Source organism: Paraburkholderia steynii (assembly GCF_900100565.1).
Classification (GTDB): domain Bacteria; phylum Pseudomonadota; class Gammaproteobacteria; order Burkholderiales; family Burkholderiaceae; genus Paraburkholderia; species Paraburkholderia terrae.
In genome coordinates, this window is sequence record NZ_FNDI01000001.1 from 730,954 (window position 1) to 749,135 (window position 18,182).

Below are 18,182 nucleotides of genomic sequence, written 5' to 3' on the forward strand. Positions count from 1 at the left end.
CTGACTCCGATGAAAAAAGAGGCGCTGGATTCAACATCCTCGCGCCTCTTCGCTTTGCTGTCGTGCGCCGTCAGGCGGCGTGTCGATCTATCAGCCGAGTTCCTTCACCAGCTCCGGCACGACGGTGAACAGATCGCCGACGAGGCCATAATCCGCGACGCTGAAAATCGGCGCTTCTTCGTCCTTGTTGATCGCCACGATCACCTTCGAATCTTTCATACCTGCCAGATGCTGGATCGCGCCCGAGATACCGACCGCGATATACAACTGCGGCGCGACGATCTTGCCGGTTTGACCGACCTGATAGTCGTTCGGCACGTAGCCAGCATCGACGGCTGCGCGCGATGCGCCCATTGCTGCGCCGAGTTTGTCGGCCAGCGGCTCCAGCACTTTCGTGTAGTTCTCGCCGCTGCCCAGACCACGGCCACCCGACACGATGACGTGCGCCGACGTCAGTTCCGGACGATCCAGCTTCGTCACTTCACGGCTCACGAACTGCGAGATGCCCGTATCGGCCGCCGCTTCGATCTTCTCGACCGATGCGCTGCCGCCTTCCGCTGCAACCGGGTCAAAGCCCGTCGAACGCACCGTGATGACCTTGATGGGATCTTGAGATTGCACGATCGCGATGGCGTTGCCAGCGTAGATCGGACGCTCGAACGTGTCGGCCGAATCAACAGCCGTGATGTCGCTGATCTGCGCGACGTCGAGCTTCGCGGCGATACGCGGGGCGATGTTCTTGCCGTAGGCCGTAGCCGGCGCGAGGATGTGCGAATAGTCCTTCGCGATATTCAGCACCGTCGCCTCGACGTTTTCCGCGAGGCCTGCCGCCAGTTGCGGCGCGTCGGCGAGCAGCACCTTCGCCACGCCCGCCACCTTCGCAGCCGCATCCGCCGCGCCTTGCGCGTTGTGACCCGCCACCAGCACATGAACGTCGCCACCGATCTTCTGCGCGGCAGCAACCGTATTGAGCGTCGCTGCCTTCAGCGCCGCGTTGTCGTGTTCAGCAATTACCAGAATCGTCATTTCATTCGTCTCCGCGTGTCCGTAGATCAAAGCACTTTGGCTTCGGTCTTCAGCTTCTCGACCAGCGTCTTCACATCGGCCACCTTCACACCAGCCGAGCGCTTCGGCGGCTCGCTGACCTTCAGCGTCTTCAGACGCGGCGTGACATCGACGCCCAGATCTTCGGGCTTCACGACTTCCAGCGGCTTCTTCTTCGCCTTCATGATGTTCGGCAGCGTCACGTAGCGCGGCTCGTTCAGGCGCAGATCGGTCGTGATGACTGCGGGCAACGTCAGCGACAACGTTTCCGCGCCGCCATCCACTTCACGCGACACCGTCGCCTTGCCATCCGCCACGACAACTTTCGATGCAAACGTCGCCTGCGGCAGATTGGCCAGCGCAGCGAGCATCTGGCCCGTCTGGTTGGAATCGTCGTCGATGGCCTGCTTGCCGAGGATCACCAGTTGCGGCTGTTCCTTGTCGACCAGCGCCTTCAAAAGCTTCGCCACGGCCAGCGGTTGCAGATCTTCACCCGATTCGATCAGGATCGCGCGGTCCGCGCCGATCGCCAGCGCCGTGCGCAGCGTTTCCTGACATTGCGTCACGCCTGCCGACACGGCGATCACTTCCGTCGCCACGCCCGCTTCGCGCAGACGCACGGCTTCTTCGACGGCGATTTCGTCGAACGGATTCATCGACATCTTTACATTCGCAATGTCGACGCCTGTGTTGTCCGACTTCACGCGGACCTTCACGTTGTAGTCAACCACTCTCTTGACTGGCACCAGGATTTTCATGCACACGCTCCAAAGTTACGAATACGTCAACCCGACGGACATTATAGCGACAGCGTCTGCGGCAGCCGCTCCGGGATTGCTTGGTGTTGAGGATATCGCTCCCCGACGGGATGACGGAAATAGCGAACGGTCGTGCTATTCTATATCTAAAAAAACCCGGACGCCAAGCCCGGGTTCCTACCGATTCTTCAGACAAAGCGGTCCGGCGCGCCATCCATCACACATAACGCGGCGCCACTCCGGATCACCAGGACGCGATCACCGCGCCGCCAAACTTGCTTTCGATGAACTGCTTCACTTCCGGCGAGTGGTAAGCCGCGATCAGCTTCGCCACCCACGGCTTGTTGCGGTCCGCCTCGCGGATCGCGATGACGTTCACGTACGGACCCTTCGGATCTTCGATCGCGATGGCGTCCTGCTTCGGCTTCAGACCGGCTTCCATCGCGAAGTTCGTGTTGATCGCGGCGGCATCGACGTCGCCGAGCGAGCGCGGAATCTGCGCGGCATCGAGTTCGACGATCTTCAGCTTCTTCGGGTTCTCGGCGATATCGAGCGGTGTCGCCTTCAGGCCCGCGTCGGCGCGCAGCTTGAGCAAGCCCTGCTTCTGCAGCAACAGCAGCGCGCGGCCACCGTTGGTCGGATCGTTCGGCACGGCGATCTTCGCGCCCGCCGGCAGTTCGGCCAGCGTCTTCACCTTCTTCGAATAGATGCCCATCGGGTAGGTCACGGTGTCGGCGATCTTGATCAGCTTGTAGCCGCGGTCCTTCACCTGCGCCTGCAGATACGGGTCGTGCTGGTAGCTGTTCGCGTCGAGATCGCCGCCCGCGAGCGCCGCATTCGGCTGCACGTAATCCGAGAACTCGATGACCTTGATGTTCAGGCCGTTCTTCGCGGCGACCGTCTTCACGACGTCCATGATTTGCGCGTGCGGGCCACCCGTCACGCCGACCTTGATCGATTCGTCGGCGAATGCAAGCGACGACGTACCGATGAGCGATGCGGCACCCAGCACGGCTGCTGCCTTCAGAATGAAACGACGTTGCATGACCAAACCTTTGTCTTATTGAATGTGTTTATTTGTGGCTCAAACGACGCACGAGCCAATCCCCGAACGACTGCACCAGTTGCACGAAGACGATCAGGATCACGACGACCGTCACCATCACTTCCGGCAGAAAACGTTGATACCCGTAGCGGATGCCGAGGTCGCCCAGACCGCCGCCGCCGATCGCGCCCGCCATCGCCGAATAACCGACCAGCGAGACAAACGTGATCGTCAGACCCGCGATGATGCCCGGCAGCGACTCCGGCAACAGCACCTTGAACACAATTTGCGAGGTGGTCGCGCCCATTGCCTGCGCAGCCTCGATCAGCCCGCGATCGACTTCACGCAGCGCCGTCTCGACGAGCCGCGCGATGAACGGCGCGGCGGCGATCGTCAGCGGCACGACAGCCGCCGCCGTACCGATCGACGAACCGACGACCAGCCGCGTAAACGGAATCACCGCGACGAGCAGAATGATGAACGGCGTCGAGCGCACGGCATTGACGACCACGCCCATCACGCGATTGGCGGCGATGTTCTGCAGCACGCCCTGGCGGTCGGTCAGATAGAGCAGCACGCCGAGCGGCAGGCCGACGGCCGCGCCGATCAATCCCGAGATGCCGACCATGATCAGCGTCTCCCAGAACGACTGCACGAACATATCGAACATTTCACTCAACATACGACAACTCCTCGACCACCACGCCCTGTTCGCGCAGATACGTCAGCGCCTGCGCCACCTTCGTCGGCTCGCCGCCCGCGAGGACCGCAAGCGAGCCGAACGCCTGCCCCTGGATCTCGTCGATCTGGCCGTGCAGGATGTTGAAGTCCAGTTCGTAGCGGCGAATCGTCTCCGAGAGAATCGGCTGATCTACACCCGAGCCCGTGAACGCGAGGCGCAACAAATGGCCGCTGCCCGTCTTCAGACGCTCGGCGACGCGCGCCTTCATCGCAGGCGGCAACTCCTGGGCGATCACGTCGCCGATCAGCGCGCGCGTGACTTCGTGGTGGGGTTGCAGGAACACGTCGATGACCTTGCCCTCTTCGACCACGCGGCCGTTGTCGAGCACCGCGACGCGGTCGCACACCTGCTTGATGACTTCCATCTGGTGCGTAATCAGCACGATGGTCAGCTTCAATTCGCGATTGATACGCTTGAGCAGATCGAGAATCGCGCGCGTCGTTTCGGGGTCGAGCGCGGACGTTGCTTCGTCGGAGAGCAGGACCTTTGGCTTGCTCGCGAGCGCGCGGGCAATGCCGACGCGCTGCTTCTGCCCGCCGCTGATCTGCGACGGATAGCGATCCTTCTGCGCCGACAAGCCGACCAGATCGAGCAGCGGCAGCACATGCGCCTCGATTTCCGCGCGCTTCATGCCGGCCAGTTCGAGCGGCAGCGCGACGTTGTCGTACACCGTGCGTGACGAAAGCAAATTGAAGTGCTGGAAGATCATGCCGATCTCGCGGCGCGCCTCGCGCAGCTGCGCGGCGGGCATGGTCGTGAGATCGCGGTCGTCGATGACGACATTGCCTTCTGTCGGGCGCGTCAGCAGGTTGATCGTGCGGACCAGCGTGCTCTTGCCCGCACCGCTGCGTCCGATGATGCCGAACACCTCACCGCGAGGAATCGACAGATTGACGTTGTGCAGCGCTTCGATCCAGCCCCGTGGCCCCGGAAAACGCTGCGATAGGTTGCGTAGTTCGATCATGAAAAACGAAACGGCGGACTTGCCATCGAGCGTGTACGCCCCGGGCACCGGCCGCCGTGACTTTTATTGGGATTTGAGCCGGCAATTTTACCGCAGTCGCGTCATATCCTTTAATAATCAATTCGTCATCTTTCATAACACAGCGGAATTAGAGGATGGCTCCGTTTCATCGGGTGCGAACGGTCATGCGCATGCCGCTATGATCGAGCGCAACCTAAAAACATCGGACGAATGCTCATGGAGACCTCCCAAGCCGCCGCTTCCGCCGCGCGGAACCCTGAACGCACGGTGACCCTCGCGCGCGACGGCCTCGAACTGCCGCTCTATCGCTGGCGCGCGGCGGGGCTGCGCTGCGCGACGGTCGCGCTGATCCACGGTCTCGCCGAGCATGCGGGACGGTACGCGCCGCTCGCGCAGGCACTCAATGCGAATGGGATCGAACTGATCGCTATCGATCTGCGCGGACATGGCGATGCGCCGGGCCGGCGTGCGTGGATCGAACGCTTCGACGAGTATCTGCTCGATGCCGACGCACTCGTCACCGAGGCCGCCCGCAACGACGGCCCGCTGTTCCTGATGGGCCACAGCATGGGCGGCGCAATCGCGGCGCTATACGCGATCGAAAAGCCGGCGGCGCAACGACGCCATTTGAACGGACTGATTCTGTCCAGCCCCGCGCTCGCGCCGGGTCGCGACGTGCCGCGCTGGATGCTGGCGCTGAGCCAGAAGATCAGCCGCGCGTGGCCCAGCTTCCCGGCCATGAAAATCGACGCGGCGCTGCTGTCGCGCGACCCGAGCGTGGTCGATGCGAACCGCAACGATCCCCTCGTGCATCACGGCGCGATTCCCGCGCGCACGGGCGCCGAACTGCTGCTGGCGATGCAGCGCATCGAACGCGGACGCGTGGGCCTGCGCACGCCGCTTCTGATCTGGCACGGCACGAAAGACAAACTCACGGAACCTGACGGCAGCCGCGATTTTGGCGCGCATGCCGGTTCGCCCGACAAGACGCTGACGCTCTACGAAGGCAGCTATCACGAGACGATGAACGATCTCGACCGCGAGCGCGTGATCGGCGCGCTCATCGCGTGGATTTTGAAGCGGTCGGAATAAGCTGGCCTAACGGCCCGACGTGTGCGGCCAGTTGGGCGGCCGTTTGTCGATGAACGCCTGCACGCCTTCGAGCGCCGACTCGTCCATCATGTTGCAGGCCATCGTCTGCCCGGCCAGTTGATACGCGGCTTCGATGCCCATTTCGAGCTGCCGGTAGAACAGGCCCTTGCCTGCTTCGACCGCCGCGCGCGGCTTCGCGCAAATGCTCTTCGCGAGCGCGGCGACTTCGGCATCGAGCATGTCGAGCGGCACCACGCGATTCACGAGGCCTTGCTGCTTCGCTGCCATTGCGTCGATGAAGTCGCCCGTCAGCAGCATTTCGAGCGCGGCCTTGCGCGACAGGTTGCGCGACAGCGGCACCGACGGCGTCGCGCAAAACAGCCCGAGATTGACACCCGACACGGCGAAGCGCGCGGTATCGGCCGCAACGGCGAGATCGCACATCGCCACGAGCTGACAGCCCGCCGCCGTCGCCGTGCCATGCACGCGCGCGATCACCGGCTGCGGCATGCGCTGGATCGCGAGCATCATCTTCGTGCAGCGCGCGAACAGCGACTGGTAATAGTCGAGCGACGGCGCCGCGCGCATTTCCTTCAGATCGTGCCCGGCGCAAAACGCACGGCCCGCGCCCGCGATCACGACGACGCGCGCGTCGCTCTTCGCGATATCGGCGAGATGCGTCTGCATGTCGTCGAGCAGCGCCTCGGAAAGCGCATTGAACGCATCCGGACGGTTCAGCGTGAGACGCACGACGCCGCGCAGGTCATAAGCGTCTTGCGTGACTTCGATCAGTGGAGCCGCTGCGTCTGCACTCATGATGTGATGGTCCCTCTTCCGATACGCGCCGCCTGCCTTCAGATATCGGCGAGCGCCCGCACATGGGCGACGACGCTGCGCCCCAGCGCCGACAGGTTGTAGCCGCCTTCCAGACAGCTGACGATGCGCCCTTTCGCGTGCTTCGCCGCAACCTGGCGAATCTGCTCCGTGATCCACGCATAGTCGTCCTCGACGAGCGCCATGTTGCCGAGATCGTCCTCGCGATGCGCATCGAAACCCGCCGATACGAACAGCATCTGCGGCTTGAATGCGTCGAGACGCGGCAGCCAGATCATGTCGACGGCCTCGCGCACGACCATGCCCTTCGAGCGCGCGGCGATCGGCACATTGCACATGTTCGGCGACTGATTGTCGGCGCCCGTGAACGGATAAAACGGATGCTGGAAGATGCTGCACATCAGCACGCGCGGGTCGTTGGAAAAAGCGGCCTCGGTGCCGTTGCCGTGATGCACGTCGAAATCGATGATCGCGACGCGTTCGAGGCCATGCACTTCGAGCGCGTGCCGCGCGGCAATCGCGACGTTGTTGAAAAAGCAGAAGCCCATCGCGCGTGCCGGCTCCGCGTGATGACCTGGCGGCCGCACGCTGCAAAACGCATTGTCGTAACGGCCTTCGATCACGGCATCCGTCGCCGCGACAGCCGCGCCCGCTGCGCGCAACGCGGCGTTCCACGTATGCGGGTTCATCGACGTGTCGGGATCGATTTCCGCGTAGCCCTCGCTCGGCGCGCGCTCGCGGAGGTAGTCGACGTGTGCCTTCGTATGCACGCGCAACAGCGCGGCTTCGTCGGCAAGCGGCGCGGACTCGCGCTCGATCAGCTCGCCGATGCGGCTCGCGATCAGCTGGTCTTCGATTGCCTGCAGCCGGGCGGGGCATTCGGGATGCCATTGACCCATCTCATGTTGCAGACAGTCTGGGTGTGAAAAGAAACCGGTTGCCATGTGTTGATTTCGGGCAGCGCGCCTCGCCAAGTGCGAAAGCGCATTGCATGTCTCCGTCCATTGACGCAAGCAGGTTGCGCGAATACTACGAAGTTACCACACGATGCGCCGAGACCGTGATGCCGCAACGCTTCTGCACAGTTTCGCGAACCCCGTCGGGTATACTGCCCCGTAACTTTTTTTGCCCGCCCACATCCCAGTTCACCATGACCGTCAAGCTTGCTCCGTCCGCACTACTTCGGCTACGCGCAACGACTGTAGCCGCCGCACTGTCCATCGCATGGTGCGCGTTCGCGGGAGTCGGCCCGGCTTCGGCGCAGACCGTCAGCAAGCCGCGCGTGCAGCTCGCGCAGGCTCAGCCCGAGCAACCGGCGCAAGGACAGACGTTCGAAGAAGAGATCGTTCCGCAGCGCTACGCGAACAACGCCGATGTCGATTCGTTCATCAACGACATGGCCGCGCGTCAGGGCTTCGATCCGGCCGCACTGCACGCGCTGTTCGCGCGCGTCAGCTATTCGGCGACGGCCGTGAAGCTCGTGACGCCGTCGCCGACGCCGTCGGTCAAGAACTGGCGCGTGTATCAGGGGCGCTTTCTCGATCCGGTACGCATCAACGCGGGCGTGAAATTCTGGCGCGCGAATCAGGCGACGCTGCAACGCGCGTACGAGCAATATGGCGTGCCGCCTGAGGTGATCGTCGGGATTATCGGCGTCGAGACGATCTATGGGCGCTACATGGGCAACTTCCGCGTGCTCGACGCGCTGACCACGCTCTCGTTCGATTACCCGAACACGCCGAATCGCGCGGACCGGATGATGACGTTCCGCAAGAATCTCGAAGACTACTTGGTGTGGACGCGCGATTCTCAAATCGATCCGACTACCGTGCTCGGTTCGTACACGGGCGCGATCGGCATCCCGCAGTTTCTGCCGAGCAGCATCGTTCAATACGCGGTCGATTACGACGGCAACAAGCGGATCGATCTGCGCACGAGCCAAGCCGATGCGATCGGCAGCGTCGCGAATTATCTGAACAAGAATGGCTGGGAAACGGGCCGCCCCGTCGTGTGGAATATCGCCACCGATACGGGCAGCCTCGGCATCGCGCAAGCGGCCGCGACGGGCGCGCCGGAGCCGCGCTGGTCGCTGCAGCAACTGCTGAAGGCGGGCATGCTGATGAATCAGCCTGGGCTCGATACGACGGCGGAAGCGGGCACGCCCGTTACCGTGGTCGATCTGCCTTCGCCAGGCCGGCCGACGGAGTACACGCTGGGCCTGAAGAACTTCTACGTGCTCACGCGCTATAACCGCAGCTTTTTCTATGCGCTGGCCGTGTATCAGCTCGGCGAGCGCGTGAAGGCGCAGATGGCCGCGACGGAAGCCGGCAATGCGTCGACGCCCGCAGAGTCGCAATAGTCGCGCACGTTTTCAATCCATGCGAAAACGCCGGCTTCCGCCGGCGTTTTCCTTTGCGGACATCGCCGCACGCGGCGAGTCGCGTCAGGCAGGGAACACACCCGTCGACAGATAACGGTCGCCGCGATCGCAGACGATGAACACGATCGTCGCGTTCTCGACCTGGCGCGCGATGCGCAGCGCCACTTCGCATGCGCCCGCCGACGAAATACCGCAGAACACGCCTTCGACAGCCGCCATCCGGCGCGCCATCGCCTCTGACGCTGCCTGGCTCACGTTCTCGACGCGATCGACACGGCTACGGTCGAAAATCTTCGGCAGATACGCTTCCGGCCATTTGCGGATGCCCGGAATGCGCGAGCCCTCTTCCGGCTGCGCACCGATAATTTCGATTCCCGGATTCTGTTCTTTCAGATACTGCGACACGCCCATGATCGTGCCCGTCGTGCCCATCGCCGACACGAAGTGTGTAATGCGGCCTTCCGTGTCGCGCCAGATCTCGGGGCCCGTCGCTTCGTAATGCGCGAGCGGATTGTCGGGATTGGCAAACTGGTCGAGGATGATACCCTTGCCTTCGCGCTGCATCTGCTCGGCGAGATCGCGCGCGTACTCCATGCCGCCCGTGACGGGCGTCAGCAGGATCTGCGCGCCATATGCGGCCATGCTCTGACGACGCTCCAGCGACAGGTCCTCGGGCATGATCAGGATCATCTTGTAGCCCTTGATCGCCGCCGCCATCGCGAGCGCGATGCCCGTGTTGCCGCTCGTCGCTTCGACCAGCGTGTCGCCCGGCTTGATGCGTCCGCGCTGCTCCGCTTTCTTGATCATCGAAAGCGCCGGGCGGTCTTTCACCGAACCGGCCGGATTGTTGCCCTCCAGCTTGCCCAGCACGACGTTGTTGCGGGCGCGGATGTCGTCGTCCACGAGACGGACGAGCTGAATGAGGGGCGTATTGCCGATCGTGTCTTCAATCGTTTTGTAAGCCATATCGGTGCGTGCTGTGACGGTGCGCGAAGTCTTGAATCTATCGATTCTAAACTACCGGGCGTCGTGCTGCCGGCAGCCCCTGATGCGCGCATGGATGCCATCGGGCCGCTTTGTCGTCTTGCGAGGCGCCCGCAGAAACGCAAAAAACCGCGGCAGGCTGGATCTGCCGCGGGAGCCAGTCATCTGAATGACGGCTGAAGGGAGGTTTGTGGCAACCCCGCCCATGAAGAGTCGAAGCTCAGAACGAACGCCCTCCGCACGCGGAGGCCCGCATCGGGCGCCCGCTTAATGCGGTCAGATCAATAGGCTACTTCTTGACCACCACTGCCGTGTCGTTCTTCGCAGCGGGCGCGGCTTTCGTGTTCGGCCCCGCAGCCTGTGCGCCAGCAGCAGCGACAGCCGTCGCACCAGCGCCCGACGTGCCGACAGCGAGGCCCTCAGCCTGCAGACGCTCCACGGTATGACCGCCCAGACCCTTGACCCGCTTGCTGAGATCCGCCGCGTCCTTGAACGGACCGTGCGCCGCGCGTTCGTCGAGAATGGCCTTGGCCTTCGCGGGACCAATGCCCTTGATGCCGCGCAGCGCGGATTCGTTAGCGGAATTGACGTCGACCGACGCAAACGCCTGGCCGAAAGCGGCGAGCATGGCCGCCGTAACGAGGATTTTTCTGAACATGTGGAATCTCCCTGAAACACCGGTCGGTGACGATCACCAACCGGGAGACTCCAGTGTAGAGAGGTGTACGAACGATTTACACCTGGCCGAATAGCCAACGCACGTAGCGGTCGACGCCTTCCTGCACGGTCAGGAACGGCGCGTCGTAGCCCGCTGCGCGCAGCTTCGTCTGATCGGCCTGCGTGAAGCACTGATACTTGCCGCGCAGTGCATCGGGGAACGGGACGTATTCGATCAGCCCGCGCTGCACCAGTTCCGGCAGCGACAACGCGACTTCACCGTCGAGTACGCGCAGCGTGTTGACGACCGTCGATGCGATATCGTTGAACGGCTGCGCGCGTCCGCTGCCCAGATTGAAGATGCCCGACTTCTCCGGGTGATCGAAGAAATACAGGTTGACCTTCGCCACGTCTTCGACGGAGACGAAATCGCGCGTCTGCTCGCCCGCTGCGTAACCGTTGTACTCGCCGAATAGCTTCACCTTGCCTTCGGCGCGGAACTGGTTGAAGTTGTGGAACGCGACCGACGCCATGCGCCCCTTGTGCGCTTCGCGCTGCCCGTACACGTTGAAGTAGCGAAAGCCCGCGATCTGGCTCTTCGCCGTGGGCAGCACGCGGCGGATCACCTGGTCGAACAGGAACTTCGAGTAGCCATATACGTTGAGCGGCGCTTCGACTTCGCGCTCTTCGACGAAGCGCGTCGATCCACCGTACGTCGCCGCCGACGACGCGTACAGAAACTGCACGCCTTGCGCGAGACACGCATCGAGCACCGCGCGGCTATAGCGGAAGTTGTTGTCCATCATGTAGCGGCCGTCGGTTTCCATCGTGTCCGAACAGGCGCCTTCGTGGAAAATCGCGCGCACCTTGCCGAAGTCGCCGCGCGCAAAGCGTTCGACGAATTCGGTCTTGTCGAGATAGTCGTCGATTTCGCAGTCGACGAGATTCTTGAATTTGTCGGCCCGCGTCAGATTGTCGACGGCGATGATGCGGTCTTCGCCGCGCTCGTTGAGCGCCTTGACGATATTGCTGCCGATAAAACCAGCCGCGCCGGTGACGATGAGTGTCATGATCGTCCTGCTGTGAAGAGAGTCAACGGATGCGGAGATGAACCGCGCGCCGCGCGATCAAGCTGGCGCGCGCGGCATCAATGATGAAAGAGTTCGTCGTAGTCGACGGTGGCCGTGCCGAGCTTGGCGACCACGATTCCCGCTGCGCGATTCGCGAGCGACACGGCTTCGTCGAGCGGCAGGCCCGCGCCGAGCATCACGGCGAGCGTCGCGATCACGGTGTCGCCTGCGCCGGACACATCATACACTTCGCGAGCTACAGCCGCCGCGTGCAGCACGCCCTCGTCGGAGAAGAGCGTCATGCCCTCTTCCGAGCGCGTGAGAAGCAGCGCTTTCAGGTCGAGCTCGGCGCGCAGCTTCGCCACGCGCGCGTGCAAATCGGCTTCGGATTTCCACTGCCCGACCACTTCGCGCAATTCCGCGCGGTTCGGCGTGATCAGCGTCGCGCCGCGATAGCGCTCCCAGTCGTCGCCCTTCGGATCGACCAGCACCGGCTTGCCCGCCGCGCGCGCCTTCGCGATCATCTGCGTGACGTGCGTGAGGCCGCCCTTCGCGTAGTCCGACATCAGGATAACGTCATGGGTCGGCAATAGCGAGTCGTAACGCGCGAGGCCCGCGAGCAGCGCTTCGTGCGCGGGCGCTTTTTCGAAGTCGACGCGCAGCAGCTGTTGCTGACGCGACAGCACGCGCAGCTTGATCGTCGTCGGTAGTTCCGGGTCGCGCTCGAGATACGGCGCGACGCCGCTATCGCCGAGCAGTTGCACGACGCGCTCGCCCGGCTCGTCGTGTCCGACGACGCATAGCAAGCCCGCCTGCGCGCCGAGCGCCGCAGCGTTGCGCGCGACGTTCGCCGCGCCACCCAGCCGGTCTTCCTGCTTTTGCACCAGCACGACGGGCACGGGCGCTTCCGGTGAAATGCGATTGACGTCGCCGAACCAGTAACGGTCCAGCATCACGTCGCCGACGACCAGCACACGGGCCGCCGCCAGCCGCTCGCGCGCGATGACGCCCACTTCGGGCGCGAGCGTCGCGCCTTCAGGCACGGTCGGAGTCAGATGAATGTTCAGCGGGTCGTGCATACGGACGTCCAATCGAGTGATAGTCGATGCCGAGTTCGGACATCGCCTCGGGCTCATACAGATTGCGGCCGTCGAAAATCAACGGCGTTTTCAGCTCGGCCTTCAGATGGGTGAAGTCCGGGCTCTTGAATTCCTTCCATTCGGTCACGATGACGAGCGCATCGGCACCCGCGAGCGTCTCGTCCTGCGTGCTCGTGAAGTGCAGGCGCGCCTGGTGGTCGGGCGCGCTGGCCAGATCGAGTGCGAACACGCGCTTTGCCTCCGACGTCGCGACAGGATCGTACGCGCGCACCGTCGCGCCGCGCGCGAGCAGTTGCGCGATCACGCGGCGGCTGGGCGCCTCGCGCATGTCGTCGGTGTTTGGCTTGAACGACAGACCCCACACAGCGAACGTGCGGCTGCTGAGATCGTCGCCGAGCGCGTCCGTGATCTTGCGCACCAGCACTTCCTTCTGCTCGTGGTTCACTTCTTCGACGGCTTCGAGAATGCGCAGGTTGTGGCCCATCTCGCTGCCCGTGCGGATCAGCGCCTGCACGTCCTTCGGAAAGCACGAGCCGCCGTAACCGACGCCCGCGTACAGGAAGTGATAGCCGATGCGCGGGTCCGAGCCGATCCCGCGGCGCACGGCTTCGATGTCCGCACCGACCGTATCGGCCAGATTCGCCATCTCGTTCATAAACGAGATGCGCGTGGCAAGCATCGCGTTAGCCGCGTATTTCGTGAATTCGGCCGAGCGCACGTCCATGTAAAGCGTGCGTTCGTGATTGCGGTTGAACGGCGCGTACAGGCGGCGGATCTTCTCGCGCGCCTTGTCGCCGTCTTCGTCATTGTCGACGCCGACGACGATGCGATCGGGACGCATGAAGTCGTCGACAGCTGCGCCTTCCTTCAGGAACTCCGGATTCGACACGATCGAAAAGCGATGCTGCGCGCTATCCGCGAGACCGCGCTTCTCCAGTTCTTCCGCGATCACCGCGCGCACGCGCTGCGCGGTGCCGACGGGCACCGTCGACTTGTCGACGATCACCTTGAAGCCGTTCATCGTGCGGCCGATGTTGCGGGCCGCTTCGAGCACGTATTGCAGGTCGGCGGAACCGTCTTCGTCGGGCGGCGTGCCAACGGCGATGAACTGGATTTCACCGTGCGCGACACTCGCTTCGACATCGGTCGAAAACGTGATGCGCCCCGCCGCGCGCGAACGCGCGATGATCTCCCGCAGGCCCGGCTCGTGGATCGGCATGCCGCCGTTGTTGAGAATGTCGATCTTGCGCGGATCGACGTCCAGACAGAAAACGTCGTTGCCGACTTCGGCAAGACACGCGCCCGTGACGAGACCTACGTAACCCGTGCCGATAATGGTGATTTTCATACGCTTCCCGGTAGATGGTGCCGGTTCAATGTTCGGCGTTTCGATGCTGCGTGACGGCTTTGCTGCCTGCGTTCATGCGGATGCCTGACCTCAGCTCGACGCCGTGATCGGCTCGACGCGGCGCGGCGCGTAGCTTTCCCAACCGCTGCAGCCCGGACACTGCCAATAGAACAGGCGCGCCCGGAAGCCGCAATTCTGGCACGTGTACCGTGGCAGATTTTTGGTGCGCTGACGGATCAGCGTGCGCATCAGCTCCAGTTCGCTGCGGCGCGGTTCTTCGGCCACCGCCTGCTGCGCTTCGAGCAGGCGCGTCATGCCGGCGAGATTCGGTGACTTCTGCATCTGCGTGCGCGCGAGTGCGTGCGCCGCTTCGGGACCGCGCAGCGCCGACACGTGCTGATACGCGACGTCGAGCAGATCGTTCGACGGATAACGGTCCACCCACGACGTCAGCAGGTCGGCGCCCGCTTCCTGACGGCCAAGCGCTTCGTAGGCCTTCATCAGCTTTTCAGCGACGAGCGGCAGATACGCCGCATTCTGTTGCTCCACGTGCAGCCACTGCGCGATCGCCTTTTCGTGCTCGCCGGCCGCTGCGTCGACGTCGCCGAACAGGATCGTCGCGCGCACGTTCTGCGGATACGCCTTCAATGCGAGATCCAGCTGACGGCGGGCTTCGTCCGGCTTCTTCTGCTGCAGCGCTTCCTGTGCAAGTTCGCAATGGAAGTGGCCGATTTCTTTATCGAGCGATGCGGCGCCCATCGTTTCAAGCCGGCGCGCGGTGTCGATCGACTTGTTCCAGTCCTTCTCGATCTGATAGATCGTGAGCAGTGAGCGCTGCGCGCCGAGTGCGTAGTCGCCCGATTGCAGCGCCTTGAACGTCTCTTCCGCGCGGTCCAGCAGGCCCGCCTTCAGGAAGTCCTGCCCGAGTTCGTACAACGCGTGATCGCGCTCGTTGACAGGCAAGTCCGCGCGGCTCAGCAGGTTCTGATGCACGCGGATTGCGCGATCCGTTTCACCGCGGCGGCGGAACAGGTTGCCGAGCGCAAAGTGCAGCTCAATCGTTTCCGGATCGAGCTTGACGACTTCGATGAAGGCGTCGATGGCCTGGTCGGGCTGCTCGTTCAACAGAAAGTTTAGTCCGCGAAAATAAGAACGCGGCAGGTTGGCGCTTTCGGACAACAGCGCCTTGAGGTCGTAACGCGCAGCCACCCAGCCGAACGCGAACGCGACGGGTATGACGAGCAGCCACCAGAGGTCTAGATCCATGCGAATGTGCGGAGTGCGAAAGAGGCCGCGCGAGTGGCGCGCGGCGTGAAAGGGCTAGATGAGCGGCGGCATAGGCGGCTCTTCGACGACAGCGGGCGTTTCGCGCGCCACGCGCAGTTCGCGCTTGAGCCGGCCGTTTTCCATCCGCAGCCGGAACATCGCCGGCAGCGACGACACCAGACCGGCCAGCAGACCCACGACGAAGAACGCGAGGCCGATCAGAATCAACGGCGCCTGCCACGAATACCCGGCTAGGAAATTCAGCGTAGCGCTTTGCGTATTGGACAGTGCAAGCACCAGCAGCAGCACGAACACCAGCACGCGAATCAGCCAGACGATAAATTTCATGTATTGATCTCTTGACGGCGGTTGCGGGATGACGCCGGCTTGATGACGCGTCGCGCCACGGTGTTTGCCCGCGCCGAAGTGACCCGTATTGTAAATGAAGCCTATGTCGACTGGCACAGCCGTGCGGATCACGATGCCTTACTGTCGTTTATCCGCTTGAAAATGGAGCGCAATCGACGGGTTAATGCGTTGCCTTGCGCGCATTGATGGAACGCACAAGGCTGATTCGAGCGCGGCCGGGGGAAGTGTCAACTATGTCCTCGTACGCTCAGTTGCAGCGTCCAAGGTCCCGGCAACGGACGAAAAAAAAGCGCCCTAAGGCGCTTTTTCTGGTCAATGCCGTCTGACTGACGTAGCCACGGCGAGCTTCGACCTGGACTGCGAATACAACACAGAGCCAGCTTAAAGATCGTCGTCCGCGGATTCAGCTTTCAAAGGCTCGCCCGCACGACGATCGACGCGCTCACGCAATTCCTTGCCAGGCTTGAAGTGCGGCACGAATTTCTCCGGCACCAACACCTTTTCGCCCGACTTCGGGTTGCGCCCGACGCGGGATGGACGGCGGTTCAGGCCAAAGCTGCCGAAGCCGCGAATTTCGATGCGATGGCCGTTCGCCAGAGCGTCCGACATCGCATCGAGCATCGTCTTCACCGCGAAATCCGCATCCTTGAGGACAAGTTGCGGAAATCGCGTAGCCAGCTGGGCGACCAATTCTGATTTGGTCATACTGCAGCAGACCCCTTAAGGCTTACTGGTTCTGGCCGTCGAGCTTGGCCTTCAGCAGCGCGCCCAGGTTCGTCGTGCCGCTGGCTGCCGAGCTGGTGTCAGCTGCCAGGCCGCGAATCGCTTCCTGTTGCTCAGCCGAATCCTTGGCCTTGATCGACAGGTTGATGCCACGCGACTTGCGGTCGATGTTGATGATCATCGCATTGACCTTGTCGCCTTCCTTCAGCACATTGCGAGCGTCTTCCACGCGGTCTTGTGCGATTTCCGAAGCGCGCAGGTAGCCTTCGACGTCAGCCGTCAGCTGAACCACTGCACCCTTCGCGTCAACCGTCTTGACCACGCCGTCAACGATCGAACCCTTGTCGTTCATTGCAACGAAGTTGCTGAACGGGTCGCCTTCGAGCTGCTTGATACCCAGCGAAATACGTTCCTTCTCGACGTCGATGCCGAGAACGATCGCTTCCACTTCGTCGCCCTTCTTGTACTTGCGGACAGCTTCTTCGCCCGTTTCGCTCCACGACAGGTCCGACAGGTGAACCAGACCGTCGATGCCGCCAGGCAGACCGATGAAGACGCCGAAGTCGGTGATCGACTTGATTGCGCCTTGCAGCTTGTCGCCCTTCTTGAAGTTGCGGCTGAAGTCGTCCCACGGGTTCGGCTTGCATTGCTTCATGCCTAGGCTGATACGGCGGCGGTCTTCGTCGATTTCGAGAACCATGACTTCGACTTCGTCGCCGAGCTGAACAACCTTCGACGGTGCAACGTTCTTGTTCGTCCAGTCCATTTCCGACACGTGAACCAGGCCTTCGATGCCCGACTCGACTTCAACGAATGCGCCGTAGTCGGTGATGTTCGTGACCTTGCCGAACAGGCGCGTGCCCGACGGGTAACGGCGCGAAATGCCTTCCCACGGATCGTCGCCCAGTTGCTTGATACCGAGCGAAACGCGGTTCTTCTCTTGATCGAACTTGAGGATCTTTGCCGTGACTTCCTGGCCAACCGACAGAACTTCCGACGGGTGACGCACGCGACGCCATGCGATGTCGGTGATGTGCAGCAGGCCGTCGATGCCGCCCAGATCCACGAACGCGCCGTAGTCGGTGATGTTCTTGACCACGCCTTCGACGATCGCGCCTTCCTTCAGCGTCTCGAGCAGCTTTGCGCGCTCTTCGCCTTGCGTCGCTTCAATCACAGCGCGGCGCGACAGCACCACGTTGTTACGCTTGCGGTCCAGCTTGATGACGCGGAATTCCAGCGTCTTGCCTTCGTACGGCGTCGTATCCTTGACAGGGCGCGTGTCGACCAGCGAGCCCGGCAGGAATGCGCGAATGCCGTTGACCATGACGGTCATGCCGCCCTTGACCTTGCCCGTGATGGTGCCCGTCACGAGTTCGTTGTTGTCGAGGGCCTTTTCCAGCGACAGCCACGAAGCCAGACGCTTCGCCTTGTCGCGCGACAGGATGGTGTCGCCGTAGCCGTTTTCCAGCGCGTCGATCGCGACGGAAACGAAGTCGCCCGCCTGCACTTCTACCTCGCCCGCGTCATTCAGGAACTCTTCGAGCGGGATGTAGGCTTCGGACTTGAGACCAGCGTTGACGACCACGAAGTTGTGGTCTACACGCACGACTTCGGCGGAGATCACTTCGCCAGCGCGCATGTCTTGCTTGGTCAGCGACTCTTCGAACAGAGCCGCAAAAGATTCGGTATTCGGGGTAGAGGTTTGCAGGTCGGACATAAAAATCTGAATTTGCATGGTTTTCGCAGCGTCAGGTGAACCATCACGGTTCATCACTACGGCAAAGG

At 62.6% G+C, this 18,182-nt stretch carries 19 protein-coding genes; 3 read left to right on the plus strand and 16 right to left on the minus strand.

The window, feature by feature from the left end:
* Positions 1-90: 90 nt before the first annotated feature.
* The 5 genes from BLT65_RS03270 to BLT65_RS03290 all read right to left on the minus strand — a co-directional run bounded on the left by BLT65_RS03270 (position 91) and on the right by BLT65_RS03290 (position 4,553).
* Positions 91-1,026, minus strand: a complete 936-nt coding sequence (locus BLT65_RS03270; RefSeq protein ID WP_042314518.1) for an electron transfer flavoprotein subunit alpha/FixB family protein — start codon at positions 1,024-1,026, stop codon at positions 91-93.
* Between the two features lie 26 nt (positions 1,027-1,052).
* Positions 1,053-1,802, minus strand: a complete 750-nt coding sequence (locus tag BLT65_RS03275; RefSeq protein WP_042314517.1) for an electron transfer flavoprotein subunit beta/FixA family protein — start codon at positions 1,800-1,802, stop codon at positions 1,053-1,055.
* A 244-nt stretch (positions 1,803-2,046) separates the two neighbouring features.
* On the minus strand, positions 2,047-2,847 hold the full coding sequence (locus BLT65_RS03280; RefSeq protein ID WP_091774944.1) for a MetQ/NlpA family ABC transporter substrate-binding protein: 801 nt from the start codon (positions 2,845-2,847) through the stop codon (positions 2,047-2,049).
* A 28-nt stretch (positions 2,848-2,875) separates the two neighbouring features.
* A complete protein-coding gene (locus BLT65_RS03285; protein WP_042314535.1) occupies positions 2,876-3,529 on the minus strand; it encodes a methionine ABC transporter permease in 654 nt (217 codons plus the stop codon).
* A complete protein-coding gene (locus tag BLT65_RS03290; protein WP_042314534.1) occupies positions 3,519-4,553 on the minus strand; it encodes a methionine ABC transporter ATP-binding protein in 1,035 nt (344 codons plus the stop codon). The genes BLT65_RS03285 and BLT65_RS03290 overlap by 11 nt, the downstream gene beginning before the upstream one ends.
* Positions 4,554-4,790: 237 nt before the next feature.
* Here BLT65_RS03290 and BLT65_RS03295 point away from each other — a divergent pair, with 237 nt between their 5' ends.
* Positions 4,791-5,666, plus strand: coding sequence for an alpha/beta hydrolase (locus BLT65_RS03295; protein WP_091774651.1), 876 nt, complete (start codon positions 4,791-4,793; stop codon positions 5,664-5,666).
* 6 nt (positions 5,667-5,672) lie between these two features.
* On the opposite strand, the gene BLT65_RS03300 is transcribed toward BLT65_RS03295, so the two are convergent.
* Both BLT65_RS03300 and BLT65_RS03305 read right to left on the minus strand, forming a co-directional pair.
* Positions 5,673-6,482 carry an enoyl-CoA hydratase gene (locus tag BLT65_RS03300; RefSeq protein ID WP_091774653.1) on the minus strand — a complete coding sequence of 270 codons (810 nt, stop codon included), beginning with the start codon at positions 6,480-6,482 and terminating at the stop codon, positions 5,673-5,675.
* Positions 6,483-6,520: 38 nt separating this feature from the next.
* Positions 6,521-7,444 (minus strand): histone deacetylase family protein, encoded by a 924-nt coding sequence (locus BLT65_RS03305; protein ID WP_091774655.1) that lies wholly within the window; start codon positions 7,442-7,444, stop codon positions 6,521-6,523.
* Between the two features lie 206 nt (positions 7,445-7,650).
* Between BLT65_RS03305 and mltB the strand changes: the two genes are divergently transcribed.
* On the plus strand, positions 7,651-8,859 hold the full coding sequence (mltB, locus tag BLT65_RS03310) for a lytic murein transglycosylase B (RefSeq protein WP_091774657.1): 1,209 nt from the start codon (positions 7,651-7,653) through the stop codon (positions 8,857-8,859).
* Positions 8,860-8,943: 84 nt separating this feature from the next.
* On the opposite strand, the gene cysM is transcribed toward mltB, so the two are convergent.
* The 7 genes from cysM to BLT65_RS03345 form a co-directional block, all read right to left on the minus strand.
* A complete protein-coding gene (gene cysM / locus BLT65_RS03315) occupies positions 8,944-9,846 on the minus strand; it encodes a cysteine synthase CysM (protein WP_042314511.1) in 903 nt (300 codons plus the stop codon).
* A gap of 307 nt (positions 9,847-10,153) precedes the next feature.
* Complete coding sequence (locus BLT65_RS03320; RefSeq protein ID WP_091774659.1) at positions 10,154-10,522, minus strand: ComEA family DNA-binding protein; 369 nt, start codon at positions 10,520-10,522, stop codon at positions 10,154-10,156.
* Between the two features lie 76 nt (positions 10,523-10,598).
* Positions 10,599-11,591: an ADP-glyceromanno-heptose 6-epimerase gene (gene rfaD / locus BLT65_RS03325; protein ID WP_090838114.1), complete on the minus strand. Its 993-nt coding sequence runs from the start codon at positions 11,589-11,591 to the stop codon at positions 10,599-10,601.
* A gap of 77 nt (positions 11,592-11,668) precedes the next feature.
* Positions 11,669-12,670, minus strand: coding sequence for a D-glycero-beta-D-manno-heptose-7-phosphate kinase (gene rfaE1 / locus BLT65_RS03330; protein ID WP_091774662.1), 1,002 nt, complete (start codon positions 12,668-12,670; stop codon positions 11,669-11,671).
* On the minus strand, positions 12,627-14,039 hold the full coding sequence (locus BLT65_RS03335; protein ID WP_091774663.1) for a UDP-glucose dehydrogenase family protein: 1,413 nt from the start codon (positions 14,037-14,039) through the stop codon (positions 12,627-12,629). The genes rfaE1 and BLT65_RS03335 overlap by 44 nt, the downstream gene beginning before the upstream one ends.
* Positions 14,040-14,129: 90 nt before the next feature.
* Positions 14,130-15,305: a lipopolysaccharide assembly protein LapB gene (gene lapB / locus BLT65_RS03340; RefSeq protein ID WP_042314508.1), complete on the minus strand. Its 1,176-nt coding sequence runs from the start codon at positions 15,303-15,305 to the stop codon at positions 14,130-14,132.
* 54 nt (positions 15,306-15,359) lie between these two features.
* A complete protein-coding gene (locus tag BLT65_RS03345; protein ID WP_007576449.1) occupies positions 15,360-15,653 on the minus strand; it encodes a LapA family protein in 294 nt (97 codons plus the stop codon).
* 39 nt (positions 15,654-15,692) lie between these two features.
* Between BLT65_RS03345 and BLT65_RS47120 the strand changes: the two genes are divergently transcribed.
* On the plus strand, positions 15,693-15,860 hold the full coding sequence (locus BLT65_RS47120) for a hypothetical protein (protein ID WP_167306443.1): 168 nt from the start codon (positions 15,693-15,695) through the stop codon (positions 15,858-15,860).
* Positions 15,861-16,055: 195 nt separating this feature from the next.
* On the opposite strand, the gene BLT65_RS03350 is transcribed toward BLT65_RS47120, so the two are convergent.
* Positions 16,056-16,379: an integration host factor subunit beta gene (locus tag BLT65_RS03350; RefSeq protein ID WP_042314507.1), complete on the minus strand. Its 324-nt coding sequence runs from the start codon at positions 16,377-16,379 to the stop codon at positions 16,056-16,058.
* Positions 16,380-16,401: 22 nt separating this feature from the next.
* Positions 16,402-18,132 (minus strand): 30S ribosomal protein S1, encoded by a 1,731-nt coding sequence (gene rpsA / locus BLT65_RS03355; protein WP_035990054.1) that lies wholly within the window; start codon positions 18,130-18,132, stop codon positions 16,402-16,404.
* Between the last annotated feature and the right edge of the window lie 50 nt (positions 18,133-18,182).

Excerpts from the sequence above, each read along its gene's own strand:
- BLT65_RS03285 (WP_042314535.1), bottom strand. The coding sequence starts at position 3,529 with ATGTTGAGTGAAATGTTCGATATGTTCGTGCAGTCGTTCTGGGAGACG.
- BLT65_RS03270 (WP_042314518.1), bottom strand. The coding sequence starts at position 1,026 with ATGACGATTCTGGTAATTGCTGAACACGACAACGCGGCGCTGAAGGCA.
- BLT65_RS03290 (WP_042314534.1), bottom strand. The coding sequence starts at position 4,553 with ATGATCGAACTACGCAACCTATCGCAGCGTTTTCCGGGGCCACGGGGC.
- BLT65_RS03335 (WP_091774663.1), bottom strand. The coding sequence starts at position 14,039 with ATGAAAATCACCATTATCGGCACGGGTTACGTAGGTCTCGTCACGGGC.
- lapB (WP_042314508.1), bottom strand. The coding sequence starts at position 15,305 with ATGGATCTAGACCTCTGGTGGCTGCTCGTCATACCCGTCGCGTTCGCG.
- BLT65_RS03305 (WP_091774655.1), bottom strand. The coding sequence starts at position 7,444 with ATGGCAACCGGTTTCTTTTCACACCCAGACTGTCTGCAACATGAGATG.
- cysM (WP_042314511.1), bottom strand. The coding sequence starts at position 9,846 with ATGGCTTACAAAACGATTGAAGACACGATCGGCAATACGCCCCTCATT.
- BLT65_RS03295 (WP_091774651.1), top strand. The coding sequence starts at position 4,791 with ATGGAGACCTCCCAAGCCGCCGCTTCCGCCGCGCGGAACCCTGAACGC.
- rfaE1 (WP_091774662.1), bottom strand. The coding sequence starts at position 12,670 with ATGCACGACCCGCTGAACATTCATCTGACTCCGACCGTGCCTGAAGGC.
- BLT65_RS03350 (WP_042314507.1), bottom strand. The coding sequence starts at position 16,379 with ATGACCAAATCAGAATTGGTCGCCCAGCTGGCTACGCGATTTCCGCAA.
- rpsA (WP_035990054.1), bottom strand. The coding sequence starts at position 18,132 with ATGCAAATTCAGATTTTTATGTCCGACCTGCAAACCTCTACCCCGAAT.
- BLT65_RS03345 (WP_007576449.1), bottom strand. The coding sequence starts at position 15,653 with ATGAAATTTATCGTCTGGCTGATTCGCGTGCTGGTGTTCGTGCTGCTG.
- rfaD (WP_090838114.1), bottom strand. The coding sequence starts at position 11,591 with ATGACACTCATCGTCACCGGCGCGGCTGGTTTTATCGGCAGCAATATC.
- BLT65_RS03300 (WP_091774653.1), bottom strand. The coding sequence starts at position 6,482 with ATGAGTGCAGACGCAGCGGCTCCACTGATCGAAGTCACGCAAGACGCT.
- BLT65_RS03275 (WP_042314517.1), bottom strand. The coding sequence starts at position 1,802 with ATGAAAATCCTGGTGCCAGTCAAGAGAGTGGTTGACTACAACGTGAAG.
- mltB (WP_091774657.1), top strand. The coding sequence starts at position 7,651 with ATGACCGTCAAGCTTGCTCCGTCCGCACTACTTCGGCTACGCGCAACG.
- BLT65_RS03280 (WP_091774944.1), bottom strand. The coding sequence starts at position 2,847 with ATGCAACGTCGTTTCATTCTGAAGGCAGCAGCCGTGCTGGGTGCCGCA.
- BLT65_RS03320 (WP_091774659.1), bottom strand. The coding sequence starts at position 10,522 with ATGTTCAGAAAAATCCTCGTTACGGCGGCCATGCTCGCCGCTTTCGGC.